Origin of the sequence: Pseudomonas sp. PDM05 (assembly GCF_014851685.1) — a bacterium.
In the GTDB taxonomy this organism is placed as follows: Bacteria; Pseudomonadota; Gammaproteobacteria; order Pseudomonadales; family Pseudomonadaceae; genus Aquipseudomonas.
Genome location: NZ_JACVAC010000013.1, coordinates 115,237 through 136,660, shown reverse-complemented (window position 1 = coordinate 136,660; position 21,424 = coordinate 115,237). Strand labels below are relative to the sequence as shown.

General features: G+C 56.8%; 13 protein-coding genes and 1 tRNA gene. 4 read left to right on the top strand and 10 right to left on the bottom strand.

Annotated features, from left to right (window positions below):
* Positions 1–186 precede the first annotated feature (186 nt).
* Positions 187–6,825, bottom strand: a complete 6,639-nt coding sequence (locus IB241_RS22475; protein ID WP_192300392.1) for a DUF3320 domain-containing protein — start codon at positions 6,823–6,825, stop codon at positions 187–189.
* Between the two features lie 937 nt (positions 6,826–7,762).
* Here IB241_RS22475 and IB241_RS22470 point away from each other — a divergent pair.
* Both IB241_RS22470 and IB241_RS22465 read left to right on the top strand, forming a co-directional pair.
* On the top strand, positions 7,763–9,331 hold the full coding sequence (locus IB241_RS22470) for a sensor domain-containing diguanylate cyclase (RefSeq protein WP_192300391.1): 1,569 nt from the start codon (positions 7,763–7,765) through the stop codon (positions 9,329–9,331).
* Between the two features lie 77 nt (positions 9,332–9,408).
* Positions 9,409–12,546 carry a DEAD/DEAH box helicase gene (locus tag IB241_RS22465; protein ID WP_192300390.1) on the top strand — a complete coding sequence of 1,046 codons (3,138 nt, stop codon included), beginning with the start codon at positions 9,409–9,411 and terminating at the stop codon, positions 12,544–12,546.
* Between the two features lie 24 nt (positions 12,547–12,570).
* Here the strand turns inward: IB241_RS22465 and IB241_RS22460 are convergent, their stop codons facing one another.
* Positions 12,571–13,113, bottom strand: coding sequence for a thioesterase family protein (locus tag IB241_RS22460; protein WP_192300427.1), 543 nt, complete (start codon positions 13,111–13,113; stop codon positions 12,571–12,573).
* 296 nt (positions 13,114–13,409) lie between these two features.
* Positions 13,410–14,201, bottom strand: a complete 792-nt coding sequence (locus IB241_RS22455) for an EAL domain-containing protein (protein ID WP_192300389.1) — start codon at positions 14,199–14,201, stop codon at positions 13,410–13,412.
* A 239-nt stretch (positions 14,202–14,440) separates the two neighbouring features.
* Here IB241_RS22455 and IB241_RS22450 point away from each other — a divergent pair, with 239 nt between their 5' ends.
* Complete coding sequence (locus IB241_RS22450; RefSeq protein WP_192300388.1) at positions 14,441–15,454, top strand: AraC family transcriptional regulator; 1,014 nt, start codon at positions 14,441–14,443, stop codon at positions 15,452–15,454.
* 322 nt (positions 15,455–15,776) lie between these two features.
* Here IB241_RS22450 and IB241_RS22445 read toward each other — a convergent pair.
* From IB241_RS22445 to IB241_RS22425, 5 genes are all read right to left on the bottom strand, one after another.
* A tRNA-Gly gene (locus IB241_RS22445) sits at positions 15,777–15,852 on the bottom strand.
* Positions 15,853–15,912: 60 nt separating this feature from the next.
* A complete protein-coding gene (pgsA, locus tag IB241_RS22440) occupies positions 15,913–16,473 on the bottom strand; it encodes a CDP-diacylglycerol--glycerol-3-phosphate 3-phosphatidyltransferase (protein ID WP_003232771.1) in 561 nt (186 codons plus the stop codon).
* Between the two features lie 32 nt (positions 16,474–16,505).
* Positions 16,506–18,329, bottom strand: a complete 1,824-nt coding sequence (gene uvrC, locus IB241_RS22435; RefSeq protein WP_192300387.1) for an excinuclease ABC subunit UvrC — start codon at positions 18,327–18,329, stop codon at positions 16,506–16,508.
* A 1-nt stretch (position 18,330) separates the two neighbouring features.
* A complete protein-coding gene (gene uvrY, locus IB241_RS22430) occupies positions 18,331–18,972 on the bottom strand; it encodes a UvrY/SirA/GacA family response regulator transcription factor (RefSeq protein ID WP_032886613.1) in 642 nt (213 codons plus the stop codon).
* Between the two features lie 151 nt (positions 18,973–19,123).
* The gene (locus IB241_RS22425) at positions 19,124–19,489 is read right to left on the bottom strand and encodes a helix-turn-helix domain-containing protein (protein ID WP_192300386.1); all 366 of its coding nucleotides are present in this window, start codon (positions 19,487–19,489) and stop codon (positions 19,124–19,126) included.
* Positions 19,490–19,570: 81 nt separating this feature from the next.
* On the opposite strand from IB241_RS22425, the gene IB241_RS22420 reads away from it, so the two are divergent.
* Positions 19,571–19,810 (top strand): DNA-binding protein, encoded by a 240-nt coding sequence (locus IB241_RS22420; RefSeq protein WP_192300385.1) that lies wholly within the window; start codon positions 19,571–19,573, stop codon positions 19,808–19,810.
* A 34-nt stretch (positions 19,811–19,844) separates the two neighbouring features.
* On the opposite strand, the gene IB241_RS22415 is transcribed toward IB241_RS22420, so the two are convergent.
* Together IB241_RS22415 and IB241_RS22410 are read right to left on the bottom strand one after the other, a co-directional pair.
* On the bottom strand, positions 19,845–20,276 hold the full coding sequence (locus IB241_RS22415) for a GNAT family N-acetyltransferase (protein ID WP_192300384.1): 432 nt from the start codon (positions 20,274–20,276) through the stop codon (positions 19,845–19,847).
* Positions 20,277–21,026: a carbon-nitrogen hydrolase family protein gene (locus IB241_RS22410; RefSeq protein WP_192300383.1), complete on the bottom strand. Its 750-nt coding sequence runs from the start codon at positions 21,024–21,026 to the stop codon at positions 20,277–20,279.
* Positions 21,027–21,424 lie beyond the last annotated feature (398 nt).

Here is a 21,424-nt window from a genome sequence, read left to right as displayed (position 1 = left end):
CACTCGCCCACTCCCGGACCGCCGCCACAAACAAGCGCAACGCCATCGGCGTGTGACGGTTGGCCGAGCAGTAGACGCAGGCGCCGGCGTAACAAGGCCCCCAGTCGGGCAACTGTGAGAGCAAGCCCCCTGGAAAACTCGGTGAATCATACGAACTGCTCGAGGCTAGCGTCGTGAAACTCCCATCTAGAGTTCTTCTGCAGAGAATCGAATAGCCTTTTCGATCCTCAGTCGCCCAGCTTGTGCCAGCTTGCTGACGCCCGCCTCCTTGGCGACGGCGTAAATCAAGGCCTCCGCGGTATGGCCGCAACCAACCATCTCATCAACTAGCGCCGAAAGCTCTGGAAGACAGATCTCTGCAAGCCCCCTCATAGACTCATCATCCGCTGGCCGTCGAAACACAGTCGTTGAATGCTCGTCAGCGTGAGCCGGCCAGTAGAACGTACCGACCTGCTCCTCTTCATGTGATCTAAACTGTGCGCGTACGAGCTGGTCGACACGGTCGCGAATACGCGAGCCTGTCCGAACCCATCCATGAGCACGTGCTATTCGCCGCGCAATGACCACATCCAGAACAGGTCCTTCTTCATTGATCACATGGGTGATCATTTGCATCAGGATTGGGGCATAGCTCGTATCAAAGAACTGATCAGCATCAACACCGTCAACTGCCCGGGCGGGCTCAGCTGCTCGGTACAGTAAGTGATCAGTAGTGACCAAAGGAGAGACTGCTGCTGCAGAAGTCCGGACTACTGCTGCCTTAGCGTATTTCAGCTCTGGCAAAGCACCATTTGGATCGTTAGCAACGACTGCAACGCCCTCCGCGACAACGACTGTACCAGCCTGATCTATAATTTCTAGAGCCTCGGCCACAACAGCATCTGCCTTGATTCGCTCAGCCTCTTCCTCGGCATCAATTACCGCTTGCTTGGCGCGAGAGTCCGCAAGGAGCTCATTCAGCCGTTGATGAACTTTCTCTGCGGTGCCAACTGCATCCACCCACCAGTCAGTCGACCAGATCCGCACAATCTCCCAGCCAAGGCCACGAAGTACACTCTCGCGAAGTTTGTCGCGATCTCGAGCAGTAGCACTACGGTGATAGGTCGCGCCATCGCACTCAATGCCTGCGAGAAAACGACCTGGGGTATCCGGATGGACAATCCCGAGATCAATCCGGAAGGAAGACACACCAATTTGGGTATGAACTCGCCATCCTTTCTTCGCGAGGGCCGCGGCGACAGCTTCCTCAAATGGACTGTCGAATCCACCAACGCTGCCAAAATCCGCCTCTACAAGCGCACGAGGACCGCGCTCGGCAAACTCCAGGAAGTGCTTCAGGTCCCGCACGCCCTCACCTTTAATGCGTGCGAGATCTATGTGCTCTGGACGCAACGTCGAAAAGACCACCAACTCTTGACGCGCCCGGGTTACAGCCACGTTTAAACGCCGCTCGCCACCAGGTCGGTTCATCGGGCCAAAATTCATCGAAATCGCCCCGCTGGCGTCCTTCCCGAAGGTGATTGAGAAATAAATAATATCTCGCTCATCACCTTGTACGCTCTCAAGGTTCTTGACGAATACAGGTTCAAGTTCTGATTCTGAAAAATAAGAATCGAGTGAAGGATCCTTACGGCACGCATCATCAAGCAAATCCATGATGAGCTTCTGCTGCTCACCGTTAAACGTCACGACACCAACAGTCCGCTTGCTTTCACGGAACGTTGGAGATTTAAGACGAGCAACCAGATCAGCAACAAGCGCCCGAGCCTCGATCACATTCGTCCTTGAAGCCCCCTTATCGTAAGCGCCCGCTACAGGGATAAGTTTCACGGCCTTGTCGGCAGTGAATGGAGACGGAAACGTGACAAGCTTGGACTGGTAATAGCGCTGGTTCGAAAACGCAATCAAGCTCTCGTGGCGACTACGGTAGTGCCAATTGAGGTTGCGCATGGGCAAATTGGCGCTGATGCACTCATCAAGAATACTTTCCAGGTCAGCCTCGACATCTTCGTCTTCGTCGGTCGAACCGGCCCTATCAAAAAACGACGTCGGTGGAAGCTGCTTAGGATCACCGACCATCACAACTTGTCGGCCGCGAGCCATTGCACCAATCGCATCCCAGACAGGGATTTGAGAAGCCTCATCGAAGATCACCAAGTCAAAAGGAGCAGAAGCAGCAGGCAGGTACTGAGCAATGGAAAGTGGGCTCATCAACAGGCAAGGCGTAAGTTTGGTCAACGCCTCAGGAGCACGCCCCATCAAATCTCGCAGAGGAATGTGCTTGGTCTTTTTACTCATCTCATGTCGGAGCAAACCCCACTCCGACGAGCGACTTACACTTTCCTGGCTAGGAAGGTCCGAACACAATCGAGCTCGCAGCCAGTCACGGGTCAAGGCAGTAAACTTGTCATCCAAGGCTCGGAAGTCACGTATGCGTTGCTCGTGTTCAACACTCACAAATGTTCGGATGACGGCCTCATTGTCCACTGTCGCGTTCAGCCACCAACGCGCGTAATTCACCTCAAAAACCTTGCGGACTCTGCCCGACGCAATCGTGCCGTTCTCCATCGCCTGGACAATATTCGCAAGACCAACGCTATAAGCCTCGTCTCGCACCTTTCGCCATGAACACCATGCTTTCAAGCGTGGTGCCGATGAGACAACCTGATCACAGTTGAACTTAAGATCAGCCAATGCCAGATCCGATACCTCGTCCATCCCCTGCTCGGTGAACGCCCCCACAGAAGTAAATGAGGTAGACCGCAAATGTAGTTGTTCGAGTTTCTCGCGCAGAATCACGCCACTGATCGCTACCGCACCGTCAGGCTCTAGCAAGGTATTACCATCACCCAACAAGGTATGAAGCGGAGCCTTGTATTCAACGATTTGCTCAGGGCTTATAGCGAGCCTGGCGATTGCAGCGGATAGCTTCCCTTGGAATTCAATGGCCGCACGAGCGTTCTCGACTTTTGTCTTCAGATCCTGCCAAAGCGGAACGGTTTCTCGAAAATCATTCAGCTCTGACAAGTCGCGCTCAATGCCAGCCCGTCGCTTGAGTAACACAAAGTCAGCTTTTAAAGCCGTGCCGCACCGCCCTTCTTCCACAAGTGCATGGTCATCAGACAAACGGCCACGATCTTCAATATCCCGTCGCTCTGATTGAAACCTCAGAGCCGCCGTCAATAGCTCACAGTCAGTGTGTAAACCGTTCCACAGCTGTTCCGTCTGCCCGCCAAAATCCGCCAACTCAGTAAGCTCACTGTCGAGCCGAGTGATGGTACGCAAACGCACGAGCTCTGACTTTAACGCTTCACCCAAGTGGCCTTGTTCGACGACACCAAAGCCGTCATCGTTCCAATGTGCGTCTTCTTGCTGAAGCCTGATCGCCTCCTGCAACCCGAGCGCTGCCACAAGATGTGAGCGATTGGATTTCGCGCCGAGCCAAATACCGAAACAAGCCTCGCCTGGTTCTAGCTCATCAATAGCTTTACGCGCATTGCGAATCTCAACCCACGTGGATAGATCTCGCTCAACATCAGCCTCCTCCTGCACGGATTGCGTCGATATGAGAAGCCCAGAAATACGGCGTTTCCCTATCCAGGATTTAGGCCAAAACGAACCAACGGCTTCTTTCCACTCATTGTGCAGTAGCTCTATATCAAGTGCTTCGATACGGTCGTCATAGCTCACCGACAACTGCTGAGTGAGCGCATCAACTTGATCCAGCATAACGATTGCTTGCTGAATCGCTTCGATAGCAGTTCGTGGCCATACCGGACCAAAACCCGACAAAGCAGTTCGTCTTTGTTGAAGTAACTCCAATCCACGTTTGGCTTCGCTAACAACGCGAGCAGGCCATATCTGTGATAAGTCGCTGTTGATGCTACGGTGCTGCTCGATCCATTCGCAGCCTTCACTCAAACGCTGGCTTATGGATCGCGCATCAGGACGCAGAACAAACCGCCAGTCCTGTCCCGCGGCTGTTGGGAGTGCTTGAGATAGGATTGAAAGCCCCTCAAGAACTCTAGGCGTATATGCGGTAACCGGTAACCCGGCCAATTCCAAATACCGAGTAACCGCTGTCTCCGCTTCCAGAATGGCAGGGAGGAGGTCACGGGCCGCCTGTATGAATTGCTCCTGCCAATGGGGAGACCACTCTGCTTGCCCGACCGCAGATAAAGCCTGCCCCGAAAGCTTCTCGTACCCCACCGCCTGCGCGTTGACTTCAAGGCGATCGCCGAGTTGGCGAAGATCCAGAATCGCTTTCTGATCGTGAACGTCCGGTGATACCCAGGCTAAAGAGGCGAGAGGATCATCCGCGCCGGATGTGACAACGCCAATCGCATCATAGATGGAGTATCCATTGCGATGCCGACGGTGCAAACGTTCAACATAGATATTTAGACTGTCACGAAGAGACGCAAGTCGCTGTGCTTCCAGCTCCCAAGCAGCCGAGTCAACCTGCCCCTTTGCTTCCCACGCCGATTGAAGCTGGGCAAGCACATCCGCTTTCCGGGCCTTGCTGGAGTGAAGCTCGAGGCAGAACTCGCCGAGGCCAATCTCACGCAGTCGCCTATACACGACATCCAACGCTGCAATTTTTTCTGAAACGAATAATACGCGTCGACCCTGCGCAATCGACTGAGCAATCATGTTGGAAATCGTCTGGCTCTTGCCCGTCCCCGGAGGGCCGATGAGAACGAAATCCTTCCCTTTAGCCGCCGCCATCACCGCAGCAAGTTGAGATGAATCAGAAGGTAGGGGGCAGAATACGTCGGTCGGACTGTAATCTCGATCAAGCGATGCAGCGTCTGGAAATGGCGTTGCTGATACAAAAGATTCACGAGGAGTATCAAGTAAATGCTGAACAACCGGGCTTTGCCGTAAGTGTTCAGCGTTCTCTGCGAGATCCTTCCACATGAGATATTTGGCAAAGGAGAACATCGACAATACAACGTCCTCGCTCAGCTCCCACCCCGGTATATCCTTGATGGCGTGTCCGACCTTATTCCAAATACTTGCTATATCCAGCCCTGAATCATCCCGGGGAAGCTCTTGCTCCAAGGACCCAAGACCGAGTTCATAGTCTTGTCTCAACATCTCAATCAGGGTTGGATTGAAACGTGGTTCGTCGTCATGCAGCACCATAGAGAAACCGGAGCGAGCACTCTTGCGTTCCAGTGTCACGGGAACCAATACCAATGGTGCACGATACTTTTGCCCCGCCCTGTCCTCACGAGTCCAGCTCAGAAAACCGATGGCCAAGAATAGCGTGTTGGAACCACCTTCCTGTAAGGCAGTTCTGGCGCTCCGATAAAGTTCAGTGAGGCGGGTATCCATCTCTTTGGCAGATAACGCCACGAATACTTCTTTACGTCTCAGTGCATCTTCAGCATGGCGCAAACGCACGTCCTCTCGTTCACGTTGCTCATATAGCGCACGTTCACGAGGGTCGGCCCCATCCATAAGATCTGGCCTGGTGAGCAACTTGAGCATCTGACCGCTGGACAAGACATCCTCAAGTTCCCCTGGGTTGGGAGCCTCGAGCTTGAGAGCTCGCTTCCCCATTTTGAAATTGAGCAAGTTGTTTTTGAGTGAGAGGTCCAAGAGCTTGCGCTGCCAGCGACCGAGTCGATCAGCAGGATTGAGCTTGGACAAATCCTCGACTTCAACCTCAAGCAGGTCGTCCGGAATATCATCCCCTTCATCGATCAGCAGAGGAGGCGCTTCATTTGGCTCAGAGGTCGCTGCTCGTGTGACTTGAACTTCCGAGCTAGCCAAAGGCTTGATACGTTGCATACGAGCACGACGTATATCCAGAAGCATTTCGAAGTCGTGTTCAACGTCTTCACTGATCTGCTTGAATCCTTGCTCAACGGCATATGAAAAAGGAGGTATCGGCTGCTGAGTGATGAGCGTGGTTTCAAACAGCACCAACTCCTTGAGTTTTACTCGCTTACGCACAGCACTGACATCGTCAATGACCGTAGTCGTGAATTCTTCCGGCTTGAGCCAGAGCCCTGCAAAAGAATGCCCTCGAGTAAACACGATGACGGGGTTGAGGCCAATTTGCTCCAGGGCTGCGCAGAAAAAGAGTGTCAGATCGAAGCAGGTGGCTAAACCAGAGTCAGCGATTTGACTAGGACTGCGAACCTTTTGCCCCGTTTGCTCGAAGCTGGCTGGAGGCAAAGCGTAATCAAGCTTCATCCTTGCGACTGCACCCCAGACCGCTGAGGCAAGTTGCCACGCACGCTTGGAACCTCCCTCGTAGCCATTAAGCGCGGATGATTTTTCGCTCAGTCGAAGCAATTCAGCGGCTTGCTTCAATAGACGCTCAACAGCGGCGTCGTTTGGCTGAACAAATGCCGCCGTCATATCCGGAATGTGTCTAAGACCACCCCATTGGTTACGCGGCAGTAGGTCAACAACCTGTTCCAGCCGAGCAACTTCCTTACGCGCAGCACCAGCATCCTTGTCATCAGCCTCAAGGACGAAAATAAACGTGGTCAACTCGGCTTCAGTCAACCTGTTCAGCAAGGGACCATCCAAGACCAGATCGAGACCAGGTATCACTCTGAACGTATCTGCCGCGATCTCGTCGATATGCCAAATTTTGGGTTTGAATACCTCGGGAGAGGACGTCAGCGTTAACGTTACATCGACGAATCTATCACTGGTTTCGTTTGATACTCGAAGCTCACGTATAACCGGAATTGCATTCTGGTAATCCGCAAGATTTAGTTTAGAAACCAAAGTCGCGAGTACTTTAAGTTCTTTAGGCGGGGATTCTTCGGGGGACGTTACGGGTTGAATAAGATCGTCCATGCGCAGCCTTCCTTGTCGTGATGCTCAATGGAGTACAGGTGAACACCCGATCAATTGGGGCCCCGCTTGAGCTAATGGCACGATGATAGCCTTTCCATCAGTAACAGTAATACGCCTTTGGTCGCCACTCTGTAGCCCAAGGCCTAGCCCGTGCCAGCTGCTGACACCCACTCAAATGCATACTAAAAGTGCTTAAAAAAACGCCCATCAGACAACCCGGCTACCCGATTTTTTGTTTAAAAAGCGGCCAGAAAATCTTATGTCGCTACTTTTTCCCGCCTCCCTTGACGTTGTACAAATTGGTTCTACTTTGTAACTGCGCGTTAGAGCCTGCCGATACAAAAATCGCCGCGTCGAGCGCCAGCCACCTAAAAAAATACATCCATTTGAATATAGAGAAGACCATGTCAAACCACATCAAACCAGGCCCTAAACCTAAGCGCGACGACGGAGGAGACGACAGAAGGCGCCACGTAAACCCCGAAAACAAGCCAAAACATCCGACGCTTCCGGTCCATAAGCCGGAGAAATAGTTACATCAATAGATCATCGCCATTGCCGCACTGGTAGCTGTACAACTTTGTGGCGTTGCTCTGAACTGTGGCGAGGGACTCCCTCCCTCCCACATGTAACCGCACCACAACACCTCCCCTAATGCCACCGCCATTGCGTCATAACCATCTCATCTGCCCGTTTCATCCAGATCTATCACGAGTTGGGCAACGCCAGGATAATCGGCGCCACCTTTCAGGGCGCGAGTCTCACATTGCGGAACCCCGTTGCACGATTGCAGCTACCGTTGCCAGCCATGCGCGTACGTATCATCATCCACGCCGCAAACGGTTACCCCCCGTATTCCCCACCTCATTGTTGAACCGCTTAGCCATTGAAGCTGTTGTCTTGCGTTATTGCAGAGCAGCACCACAAGGACACGCACATGCTCGGACGCAAACAGCCAGATGCCAAGCTGGCTGGCCCCACAAGCCCCACGCCCATCAGCGCCGGGGCCGCATTCCACCTCACGGTGAGTTTCATGCTCGCGGTGATCCTTGCGTTCCTGGCCGTGGAAGGCTGGCGCACCTGGCGGGACTACCATGCAGCGTTCGCCTCGGCACGCGACTCCGTCACCAACCTCGCGCGGGCCACTGCGCAGCATGCCGAGGATGCCATCCGCCAGGTGGATGTGTTGACCGCTGCGCTCAGTGAACGGGTGGAAGGCGACGGGTTGCACAATATCGATGTGCCGCGCATCCACAACTTGCTGGTGCAGCAGGCCAAGCTGATGCCGCAATTGCATGGCTTGTTTATCTACGGCCCGGAGGGTGACTGGATCGCGACGGACAAGGAGGTCCTGCCCGAGCCTGCGAACAATGCCGACCGTGATTACTTCCAATATCACCGTACCCACACCGATCCCAATGTGCGCATCGGCGCGGTGGTAAACAGCAAGTCCACGGGGGATTTGATCATCCCGGTTTCGCGTCGGTTGAATAACCCTGACGGCTCATTCGCGGGGGTATTGCTGGGGACGATCAAGGTCAGTTATTTCGTCGATTACTACGGCGATTTCAAAATCGATGACAAGGGCGCGCTGGTGCTGGCCTTGCGTGACGGGACCATCCTGGTGCGACGCCCGTTCATCGCCGCCGTGGTGGGCAAGAGCCTGACCGCGAGCGAGATTTTCAAGCGTTACCTGCCGATGTCCAACGAGGGTGTCGCCGAGGCCAGGGCGGTGGTCGACGACACTGAGCGCTTGTATGGCTACAGGGCCCTTGCCGCGTATCCGTTGGTGGTTGAAGCGGGGCTTTCCCGCGAGTCCATCATCGCGCCGTGGCGTTGGGATCTGTTCAAGACCGGCTTTGTGCTGTTCTTCCTGATTGGCGCGTTCACCGTGTTCGGGCGGGTGGTGTTGAACCAACTGCGCCGGCGCATGGTGATGGAGGGCGAGCTGCGCCTGGCCCATCAGTCCATGCGCGACATGGCCTTGACCGACAGCCTGACCGGGCTGGGCAACCGTCGACGCCTGGACAGCGCGCTGCTGGACGAGATTCGCCAGGCCATCCGGCAGCGCTCGACGCTCTCGTTGATCATGCTCGATGTCGATTACTTCAAGCGCTACAACGATACCTATGGCCACGCGGCTGGCGACGATTGCCTGAGTGCGGTGGCTACCGCAATCTTGCAAGCGGTCAAGCGACCCGGGGACCTGGCGGTCAGGTATGGCGGGGAAGAATTTGCCGTGCTGCTGCCGAACACCGATAACCCAGGCGCCGCGACCGTTGCCCGCGACATCCTCGAGGCCATTCGCGCAATGGGCATCGAGCACAGCGCCCATCCACTCGGCCATGTCACGGCCAGCGCCGGGATCGCCAGCGTTCAGCCCACCGGGCAACACGTCACGCCGGCCAGCCTGATCACGGCGGCGGACAAGATGCTTTACGCGGCCAAGCAGAACGGCCGCGACCGCTGCTGCAGTGCTTCGGATGAGGAAGGGCAGCCGGTTTAGTGCAAAGCACTCGCGGCGCACCGTGCCTGTTATCCTACGCATCAGGATTCCAAGCCAGAGTGCTTTCAAGGACGTAAATGACTGCGCAAAACACCGTGCGCTATTGGCACGCCGTCGAGTTGCTGCAACCCCAGGCCGCACCCAAGCTGAAAAAGCGCGACAGCGACTACCAGCCGTATTTCCAGGATGTGCCCTCCAGCGCCCAGATCCTGCCGTGGATGCCAGCCAACGCGCTGAACCGGCAACGGCTGCCGCCCAAACGCACCTGGAGCCACACCCTCTACGCCCACCTTTACGACAACCTGGATGTGGCTCGCCAACTGGAGCGGCTATTCGGTGCTGACCAGGGCTACAAGGAGCCACAACGGCGCACTTCGGCGCTGTTCGCATTGAAGTTCAACGACCGAGGCATGATGCTGGCCGACAGCCTGGTGCTATCGAGCGAGGCCTGGTTCGTCGGCTGCGCTATCCATCGCAAGGATTGGACCCGCGGTTTCGACGAAGCCCAGCAATCCCTTCGCGAACAGGCCAGCCGTTTGCTCGGCGGCGTGGTCCTGGCCGCGGACCTGGAGCGCCTGACCACCTGCGTGCGCCAAGCCTTGGGCCTCGATGCATTTTTCGGGGATAAACCACGTACCCACCGCTTTCGCTCGGCGCCAATCAACCCGGAAAAACCCGAGCAGGAAGACGATCCGCTCAACAGTTTCCTGCTCAGCGACCTGGCCGACGTCGCCGACGCCCTGGCGCGCGGCGAAAACAGCCAGCCACTCGCCCGCTATCTGAACCAGCATGACGCCAGCCAACGACTGCATCTGGATCAGCCTGGCGCGGACCTGGCGCTGATCGACCGCTTGGCCCCGTCACGTTATGCCGCCGGCTGCTGGCCGGCCGAGCGCCATCTGGGCCTGGTGCACTCCCAGCAACTGGCGGTCAACAGCTTGCTGCAAAACCTGAGCAGCGGCAGCGGCGTGATGGGCGTCAATGGTCCGCCAGGCACCGGAAAGACCACCTTGTTGCGCGACTTGATCGCCGCCGTGGTGACCCAGCGCGCCGATGTCCTGGCCTCGCTGGACAAGGCATCGGACGCCTTCGTCAAGAATGGCCGGGAATCCGCCAATGATGGCGGTCGGGAGCGCTTCGCTTACGTGCTGGACCCGCGCTTGTTCGGCTTCGAAATGGTGGTGGCCTCGTCCAACAATGGCGCTGTCGAGAACGTCACCCTCGAACTGCCTCAGCGCGACAAAGTCGACCCTTCCTGGCTGCCCGACGCCGAGTACTTCAGCGAACTGGGCGAGCTGATCAGCGGCAAGCCGGCCTGGGGCTTGATCTCGGCAGCGCTGGGCAGCAAATCCAAACGTTCCCAGTTCGTCGACCGTTTTTTCTATGGCAACGGCGGGTCCACACCCGACACCCCCAGCCCAGAGGACGTACCACCGCCCAAGGGCATGCGCGAGTGGTTGAGTGAACAGGCACAGCAGATGAAGCTGCTCACACCCGCCGACAAGGCCAGCCACTGGCGTGCGGCCGTCAAACAGTACCAGGACGCCAAAGACGCAGAGCGCTCATTGCGCGCTCAAGCAGACGACATTCTGGAGCGAATCCAAGGCGTTATCAGTGCCAAGGCGCGCGTCAAACAGCAGGAACATGAGCGCCAGGCACGACTGGCTCAACGGCGTAGCCTCGATGGCGAACACGCCGCGCTGGAATCACAGCAGCTCCCCCCCACCCGCGAACACCTGCAACGTGCCCTCCTGGCGCTCGAAGCGCACCTGGCAAAAAAACCCGGGCTGCTCGCCAACCTGCTCAGCCTGTGGGGGGCACACCGTACCTGGACCGCCCACCAACGCGTGCTCGTTGGCACCCATATGCTGGCGAAGGATGCCTTCGACAGCGTGCAACGCCAGCTGGAACGACTGCGCCTGCAACTTGGCCAGCTCAATCAGCAGTTGGCGGCCGACGAACAGGCTATTGGCGAAGCCATACGCCACGCCTCCTTGCAGATAGACAAGGCCCGCAGCGTTGCACAGGCGGGTCAAGCCGAGCATCTGCTGACCTGGCTGGAGCAAGGCCAACTGGGCAGGGGCACACACATCGAGCTGCGCGAACCCTGGATTCTCGAAGGATGGCGTCAAGCACGGGCAAACGTCTTCATCGAAGCGCTGAAGCTACACCGCACATTCTTGCAGATTGAAGCCTCACGCCTGGGCTATAACCTGAGCTTCATCACCAGCCTGCTGACCGGCGGCCGTTACCGTGGTGTATCCCAGGCCGTGATACGCTCGGCTTGGGCTTCGCTGTTCATGGTGGTGCCGGTCCTCAGCAGTACCTTCGCGTCGTTCGCGCGCTCGTTCGGCAGCCTGGGTTGCAGTGAGATTGGCTGGCTGCTGGTGGATGAGGCCGGCCAGGCAACCCCGCAGGCCGCGGTCGGCGCCCTGTGGCGCGCACGGCGGGCGGTACTGGTCGGCGATCCGCTGCAATTGGAACCTATCATCACCGTCTCCGACGCGGTGCTCGAACATATGCGCACCCGCTATCACATCGACGCGCATTGGCTGCCTAACCGACAGTCCGCACAGACCCTGGCCGACCACGCCACACCCTGGGGCCGAATGGCCGGCCCTCAGGGCCAGAAATGCTGGGTCGGCCTGCCACTGGTGGTACACCGTCGTTGCGATCGTCCGATGTTCGACCTGGCGAACCGTATTGCCTACGACGGCGCCATGGTCTACGGCACCATTGCCCCGTCTGCGGCCAAGGAAACCCCCGCTCGCCTGCTCACCGGCTGGGTGCATGCCAGCGGCCCGTCTTCAGGCAACTGGGTCGATAACGAAGGCCACGCCCTGGATCGCCTGCTCAGCGTGCTCGAGGCCGACGGCGTGCCGTCCGGCAGCATTGCAGTCATCACCCCTTTCCAGGATGTCCGTAATCAACTCAAGGACCGCGATCTCGGCAAGCGCGTGCACGGCACCATTCACACCATGCAAGGCAAGGAAGCTGCGGTGGTCATCCTGGTACTGGGCGGTAACAGTGAAAACGGCGGCGCACGCAATTGGGCCGTCTCACAACCCAACCTGCTCAACGTTGCCGTGACCCGAGCCAAGCGCCGCCTGTATGTGATTGGCGACCGCAGCGACTGGCAACAGCGCAATCTGTTCTGTGAAGTCATGGAGTTGTTACCTGCCCTTCACCCGGTGACTGCCGACACGGGCGCATGAAAGGCGAAAAGCGTTTTACAAACGTCACAATGCCTCTTCGTTTCGCAGTTGTTGGCTCATGTCATCACAGGCTTTCGACCAATCCGTAAGCCATTGCGGCATGCCTGGCGAATCCTCTGACAACCCCAATTCGCGGCAGAAGACAGAAGGTGAAATGGTGCCTTCTGCCGCGCGAAACAGACCGCGCATCACGACAACGGCAACCACGCGTTTGCGACTGATAAATCGATGCTCGAGGTAGCTCCACTTCGCGTCCCAGCCAAGCATCCTCGTATGGATTTCGAAAGACTCGAAAAGCTTCAGTTCACGGCGAAACTTACCCCAGGTGTCTCCAACGATAGGCAACGCCTTGGCACGCAACGCGACCCGAAATGCACCGGTGCGCAGCACATAGTCCATTCGGGCCACATCGGCCAACGTGAAGTATCGACCGTTGGTAACGTGGCGATTGAAGTCCAGATCCAGAGGCCAGACCCGCAGGCGGGTTACGGTGGTTGCCAACCCGTCGACAGGTCTACGCCAAGGTCTACGAAAAAGCAGGAATAAAAGCCGAAACCAGAGATTCATATGCGCCCGGATGTCTGAATGAGCAAAAAACTCTAGAGCAATGCGAGGCACTCGGATATGTCCGAAACTGACTGTTTTCATCCAAGGCGCACAATTGGGTTTGCACGGGTCAGAAGTACATCTACCGTGCCGGCCGGTTAGACAGTGGTCAAACAACACTGCTGGAAACGTTCATTGCCGCACCAGGCTAGCGTATGACCTCGTCCTGTTCTTCCGAGGTTTTCAACTTTCTCAGGCACCTCAACAAAAGCCCCAACTATTCAAAAATCAAAAATCTTACGCACACGACAAAACACTTATATTTTATTTTCAACCCAACAAGGCGCCTTAATACTTCCGGGAAAAAGTGCTGGTTTACCCAAGTAAAATCCCTGCGCCCAATCAGCACTTGCCGCCAGAAGTCTTTGGCGATCAGCTGAGCGTTCGACACCCTCTACAATCACGCAAGGCGCCAATGTCTTGCATAGTTTTACAAGGTGTTCAAACGTGTCACTGGCACGCGTACTTTCCCGTGCACGGTGCAAGTACCCCATGTCAATTTTTATAATGTCCGGTTCAGCATCACGCACAAACGACAGCGTACTGAAACCTGCGCCAAAATCGTCGATTGCTATTCGACCGCCCAAGCGACGCATACGCAGGACGAAATCAACCGATGTGTCGCAAGAAGAGATCGACGAACTTTCGGTGATTTCGATAATCAAGCGCCGTGCAATATCAGGCTCGCCTCGCAGGGCATCAAGAATGGGCTCCCATAGAGCGTCCAGCGTCGCACTCTGCGCAGAAATATTGCACCCCAAGCTGATTTCTGGATGGGCCCGCAGCGTTTTTATGAGACTCATCACGACATAACAATCAAGCAAACGAATGGAGCGTTGCGCCTCAAGTATAGGAAAAGGGTTGATATTCATCCGACCACTGACATGCCGCAGCAAACCTTCATGGTACAAAATACCGGCCGCGCCCACAGCCATAACAGGCTGAAAGGCAAGCCTGAAATGTTTACGCGAAAGTTGCTTATAGAACCAGCGTACGAATTCAGCCTCTTTATTTTGCGACAGACTACAAAAGTCCAATTCCGAGCTCATGAAACCCCACTAACTTGAGCGCTCTGCCCGATCCAAATATTGGCAACAACCTCCCCTGCATCAATTATTACAGCCGCTTGGCTGTAAGGTGCATCCATCACCCAGCAGAATACTCACATCAAAGTTTCAATTTGGACAGTGTTCCCAGATACCATTATCATGTCCGCACACACCGACATAAATAGAGTATTTACTCTGACGTGTTCATTATCGGCTCACGTGAGTGGCGGACGTCAAAGATGCGCAGCATTTCAACAGCTATTTTTGCACCTTTCGTACAAGCACTCGCTCAGAACGGCATTCAGGAAGACCTCATATTCCGCCGCCTCAATGATCTGGTTGAACTCGATGTTTCAACAGCGCATCGCATTGAGTTGGCAGCTGTTTATAACATTCTTGATCTCGCTGTCGAACTCACCGGAAACCCGGAAATTGGACTTGACGCGTATAGTTATAGCCATCTCGGCAGCCTGGGTGCTGCCGGGTACGCAATCATGTCCAGCCCCACTCTGGGAATAGCTATAGAAAGAGTGGCCAGCTATCACCCTCTTGCCACCGACGGTTCCAGGATCACCGTAGAACGACACACGGGCGTGATACGCGTGAGCGGTTTCGAGGAGGGAATGCCTCATCTTCCGGCCCCTCGATCATTCCTGGATGCCGGTGCAGCACTGTTTATAGGCTTGATGCACTGGTTGGTGCCCCACGTAAAACCACTGCCCTTGGCAGCGCACTTTCCGTATCCAAAGCCTGCAGACACTCAACGACTCGAGCAGATGTTCGGCTCCGATCTGAGCTTCAACGCCCCTCACATAATGCTCATCTTCAGCAGTGAAATTTTCGATCTGCCCTTGATCACCGCAGACCCCGCACTGGAACTCATCCATTGCCATTACGCCGATGCACAGTTGAGGGCGATCAATGGCTCACCCGAGTTGCAGATACGTCGATACTTATCAGACGCCATGCCCCGTGGAGAGCCATGTACCTTGGAAATGGCGGCCGCTCATCTCGGTAAAAGTGCAAGAAGCCTTCAGAACGCGCTGGAAAAGGAAGGCACAAACTTCACTTATCTCCAGGACGAGTGTCGCCGCCTATTAGCCCGTACGTTACTGCTCGACTCTTCGCGCAGCCTCAAATACATAGCCCTCACCGTCGGCTTTCGCGAGCTCAGCAGCTTTCATAAAGCCTGCCTACGCTGGTTCGGCGCGTCGCCGGCGCAGTTGCGCGAGGCAAAACACAGTCAGCCTTGAAGAATACAGCGCTAGAGCACAGTGCGTGCCATCCAAGTGATGGGCGCCAGTCAGAACGGTATTTCCCGGTCAATATTTCCCATCACATTCGCCTGCCCCCGCCGAAACCTTTCAACGGTTGCTTGCGCGCAGAACCGCTGAGTTCCGCAGACCATCGGCAATCGAGGCTGGCCGATTGGCGGACAGGATTCTGGATCTGAATCAGCCCCTATGCCGTGGACTTCGATGGAATTCGAAGTGAAGAAAAAAGAGGTCGAACCGCCCACTCGGTAAATCGCAGGCAAAAAAAAGCCACTCGTTTGAGTGGCTTCTTCATAATGCTTGGAGCGGGAAACGAGACTCGAACTCGCGACCCCGACCTTGGCAAGGTCGTGCTCTACCAACTGAGCTATTCCCGCTTGGTGATGCGCATTCTATAGAATTCTTGAAGCCCGTCAACCTCTTGATTCAAAAAAGTTTTATTTCTTTTCAACAGTGGTGCGCAGATGAGGCCAGGCGGCGCGTAAATACTGGAGCATGGACCACAACGTCAGGCCCGCCGCGATCAGCAGCAGGGCGTAGCCAGTCAGCACCCAGAAGGAGAAGTCCGATGGGTTGGCCAGCAGGATGACCAGCGCGAGCATCTGCGCGGCGGTTTTCCACTTGCCCATGTTGGACACCGCGACGTGGGCGCGGGCGCCGATTTCGGCCATCCATTCGCGCAGGGCCGAGACGACGATCTCGCGGCCGATGATCACGGCGGCCGGCAGGGTCAGCCACAGGTTGCCATGTTCCTGCACCAGCAAGACCAGCGCCACCGCCACCATCAGTTTGTCGGCCACCGGATCGAGGAAGGCACCGAATGGCGTGCTTTGCTCCAGGCGGCGCGCCAGGTAGCCGTCGAGCCAGTCGGTGGCGGCCGCAAAGGCGAATACCGAACTGGATGCGGCATAGCTCCATTCGTACGGCAAATAGAACAACAGAATGAAAATCGGAATAAGCAGGACGCGTAGAACGGTGATCAGATTAGGGATATTCATCGGCACAACTGGCTACGAGGTGGAAAGGCATTCTATTCGCTATGCAGATTCGCATAAATCAACTCAGCGAGCTTTTTACTGATACCGGGAGCTTTGGCTATTTCGTCAATGCTGGCACGGGATAGCTCCTGCAAGCCACCAAAATGTTTAAGCAAGTCGCGACGTCGCGTCGGGCCGACCCCCGCAACCCCTTCCAGGGTTGAGGTTCGCCGGGTTTTACCACGGCGGGCACGGTGCCCGGTAATGGCGAAACGGTGGGCTTCGTCGCGGATTTGCTGGATCAGGTGCAACGCGGGTGAGTCGCCCTTCAAAGTGAACTCATGGGCGGCATCATTCAAGTACAACGTTTCGAAACCGGCCTTGCGTGTGGCGCCCTTGGCCACGCCGAGCAGGATCAGGTCAGGCACCGCCAACTCGTTGAGCACGTCACGGGCCATGGACAACTGGCCCTTGCCACCGTCCACCAGCAGGATGTCCGGCAGTTTGCCCTCGCCGTCCTTCAATTTGCTGAAGCGCCGCGTCAGGGCCTGGTGCATGGCGGCGTAGTCATCACCGGCGGTGACGCCTTCGATGTTGTAGCGCCGGTAGTCGGACTTGATCGGCCCTTCCGGCCCGAACACCACGCAGGACGCCACGGTGGCCTCGCCGCTGGAGTGGCTGATGTCGTAGCACTCCAGGCGCTGTGGTGGCTCGTCCAGGTTGAGGACTTCGGCCAGCGCATCGAAACGTGCGGCGACGTGCTGTCGATTGGCCAGGCGCGCGCCCAGGGCCTGTTCGGCATTGGTCACCGCCAACTGCTGCCAGCGCGCGCGGGTACCGCGTACACGGTGGCTGATGTCGAGCTCACGGCCGCGCAGTTCGTGGATCGCCTCGATCAGTGTCGGGAAGTCTTCGTGCACCACGTTGACGATCAGCTCGGACGGCAAGTCGCGTTCGGGGCTACTGACGTAGTACTGGCCAAGGAACGCGGCCATGACTTCGGCCACTTCCTCATCGATACCGGTCTGCGGGAAGAAATTCTTGCTGCCCAGCACACGCCCACCGCGCACGCTGATCAGGTGCACACAGGCGCCACCGGGGTTGACGAAGGCAGCGATCACGTCGACGTCACCAGTGCCGCCTTCCATGCTTTGCTGGTCCTGCACGCGACGCAGCAGGGAGATCTGGTCACGCAACTCGGCGGCGCGCTCAAAATCCAGGGTGCTGGCGGCCTGCTCCATGGCGGCGGACAGCTCGTCGGTGAGCGCATTGCTGCGTCCTTCAAGGAACATCACCGAATGGCGTACATCTTCGGCGTACTCGGCCGGCTCCACCAACCCCACGCAAGGCGCCTTGCAGCGCTTGATCTGGTATTGCAGGCACGGCCGGGTGCGGTTCTTGTAGAAGCTGTCTTCGCACTGGCGCACAAAAAAGGTCTTTTGCAGCAAGCTCAGGCTTTCACGAATCGCCCCGGCGCTGGGGTACGGCCCGAAATACTTGCCCTTCTGCTTTTTCGCACCGCGGTGAATGCTCAGGCGTGGGAAGTTGCCGTCGGACAAAAATACGTAGGGGTAGGATTTGTCGTCACGCAGCAGGATGTTGTAGGGCGGCCGCCATTCCTTGATCAGCGTCTGCTCAAGCAACAGCGCTTCGGTTTCATTGGCGGTGATGGTGGTTTCGACCTGGGCGATGCGGGCGACCAACGCTGCTGTCTTGGGCGCAAGGCCGCTCTTGCGAAAGTAGCTCGCCAGACGGTTTTTCAGGTTCTTGGCTTTACCGACGTAAAGCAGGCGCGCCTCGCTGTCGAACATGCGGTACACGCCGGGGCGACCACTGCAGGTTGAGAGAAAGGCACTCGGATCGAACGGCGTGGTCATGTCAGGCGCTGGCGTCCACCATGCCGTGGCGCACTGCGAGCAGGGTCAGTTCAACATCACTGCTGATGGCGAGCTTCTCGAAAATGCGATAGCGGTAGGTGTTGACGGTCTTGGGCGACAGGCACAGCTTGTCGGAAATCGTCTGCACCTTCTGGCAACCGACGATCATCAAGGCGATCTGGATTTCCCGCTCAGACAGCGCATCGAACGGCGAATCGCTGACCGGCTGGAAGGATTTGATCGCCAACTGCTGGGCGATCTGCGGGCTGATGTAACGCTGGCCGGCAAACACCAGGCGAATGGCTTGCACCATCTCGGCCAGGCCGGCGCCCTTGGTCAGGTAACCCGCCGCCCCCGCCTGTAGCAAACGGGTCGGAAACGGATCTTCCTCACACACCGTCACCACCACGACCTTGATGTCCGGATGGCTGCGCAACAATTTGGTCGTGGCGCCAAGACCGCCGATGCCAGGCATCTTGACGTCCATCAACACCACATCGGGTTTCAACTCCCGAGCCTTGATCAGGGACTCTTCCCCGGACTCGGCCTGGCCGACTACTTGCAGGCCATCGATGTCAGCCAGCATTCGTGTAATGCCTGTACGAACGAGATCATGGTCATCGACTACTAGCACCCTAATCAAGCAGACACCTCGCGATATGGTCTTATAGGTTGCTGAACACCTTAGCAAAAAACCAAGGCGCAGACCTAGCTACACGCGTCATATATATAGAGTTTGGGTACACGGCAGTCGTCCGCCAAACAGCGAACGCCCGGGTTTGCGGGGGAAAGGCTCAGGAATCCCGGTGCTGCGGCTTGGCCTTGCCATTCAGCGAGGCTGAATGCTCAGCCAGGGTCGACGTCAGGCGGCGGATTGCATCCTGGTCTTCCTTGAGCATTGAGCGGTAATCGACCAACACTTTCTCTTCAACTTGACTCAATTGGTCCAATTGAATCGGCGTGGGACTGCCTGTCAACACGAACAGAATATCCACACCTCGCTCGGCAACCCTGGAGAGGTAGTCGGCTTTGGGCGCCCGCCCGCCACTTTCATACTTGCCTTGTGCGTTGGCTTCAACGCCTCCTATTTCACCAAAAACTTTTTGCGACAGGCCAAGTCGCTCTCTTTCTTGCCTCAAACGCGAACCGATTCCACTCATTTGGATGTATGATCCTATTTTGCACACCTCAAGAGGTGACACATCATCTCTTTATTAAACAAACTTGAACGGTTTTGAACTATGCCCGGAATCCGTACTGCTGCACAAGCCAAGGCCTGGCTAGAACACCAAGGAAAGTCAGTGCAAGCGTTCGCCCGAGAACATGGCGTTGATCCGGCAACCACCTATCAAGTGCTCGCTGGGCGCAAAAAGGGACGACGTGGAGAAGCCCACAAGGTAGCGGTCCTTCTGGGCATGAAAGAAGGGATCATCCTTTCTGAGGCTGATGGCCAAAACAACGATCAGGAAATCGTCTCCTGAAGCCAGTATGCGCTTATTAGGATTCAGTGCAGGGTTAGCTTGATCGACAGGTGCGCTCCATGCGCCAAAAGCAGTCTTCCTCACCGACGATACTCAGCCCCATGCGCTGATACAGCCCTCTTGCCGGGTTGGTCTTGAACACAGTCAAACGCAACAAACCCTGCCCGCATGCCTTGAGAGCCATCTGCTCCAGCACCCAACTCCCTGCACCCTGCCGGCGACAATCTTCGAGCAAATGCAGTTCGCGGATATACAGTGCCCGGCTGTCTCGGCTCAGGCTGATAAAACCCAGGACACTGTCGTCACGGCAGATCAGCCAGTTTTCCCGGCCGGCCCAAGCCGTATCAAACCCCTCGTTGGACCACAGCAAACCGTACTGCGTGTAATAGCGGCCCATGGCCTCATGGGTCAGCGTTCGTGCGAACGGCAGGTCGCGGTCTGTGGCTGCGCGCAGGTGGAATGCCATTTACACGACCACCACTTGGCCAGCCCATTCCCCGCCCTCACGCCGGGCAAGCACCAGCGCGTCACCGACGCCCGGCGCAGCAGCAAGCAAACGACCACCAGCGGCCCAGATCGCACTGCGACCGGCACACACATAGCCACCGGACGGGCCGCCATGATTGGCCATCAACACCAGCAAGCCATGTTTGGCGGCATAACCTTGCAACAACGTGCTGTCCGTTGCGTAGCCTGCTTCGCTGATCAATACACCGGCGGCGTAAACCGTCGCCCCCGCTTCAGCGGCAGCATGCGGATGACTGGCGTGGGAGAAGTCTGCACAAACTGCCAACGCAATCCCGTCGTCCGCCCACTCCAAAACCGCACCGCCCTGCCCCGCAATAAACGCGGTTTCTTCGCCTGGGTGCAGATGCTGTTTGGTGTACACCGCCAGGGAGCCGTCCGCCCCCAGTACCAATGCGCCGATCATCACCCCCGCTTCAGGTGCCAAGCGGATTGGCATCCCCACCACGGCGGTCAATCGCAGCTCCCGCGCCATCTCACGCAACGGTGCGAGCAACTTGTCCTCGGGTGTTATCGCCAGCTCGGCAGCCAAGCACGGCTCATAGCCAGTCAACGACAACTCCGGAAACACCAACAGCTGCACGGCGTGCTCCGCCGCCACACGCATAAAGGTCAGGTGCCGCTGCAGATTGGCCCGCACGTCGCCCGCGATAGAGAGGGATTGAGCAGCAGCAAGGGTTAAGGCAGTCACGGTCGCGTCCCGGCAATCATTGTCAAAGTATGACAAGCATATCTCGACCAATAGCCGTGGGTAGCCCCGCGCCATAGAAATTACTGATTGAATCCTCCTGCGTGCCTCGAGTAAGCTCCCCCCATCATTTGGAGACACACCATGTTGCAACTCACCCACACTCAGGTTTGCCTTGCTGCCAGCGCCCCGCGCCTGGTGTCGGCTACCCGCGTGAACGGTTCGAGCGCACCTGTCAGCTTTTATTTTGGGTATTGGTTTAGCCACTGGCGCGCCTGATACCTGAAATCGGCGCCCACTACTCAAGGGGTCGCCTACCAGAGAAATCTAACCCCCGGTCGGCTCCCCGATCGGGGGTTTTGTTTTTCAGGCCCTTATAAATTCAGCAAGAACACTTAAAG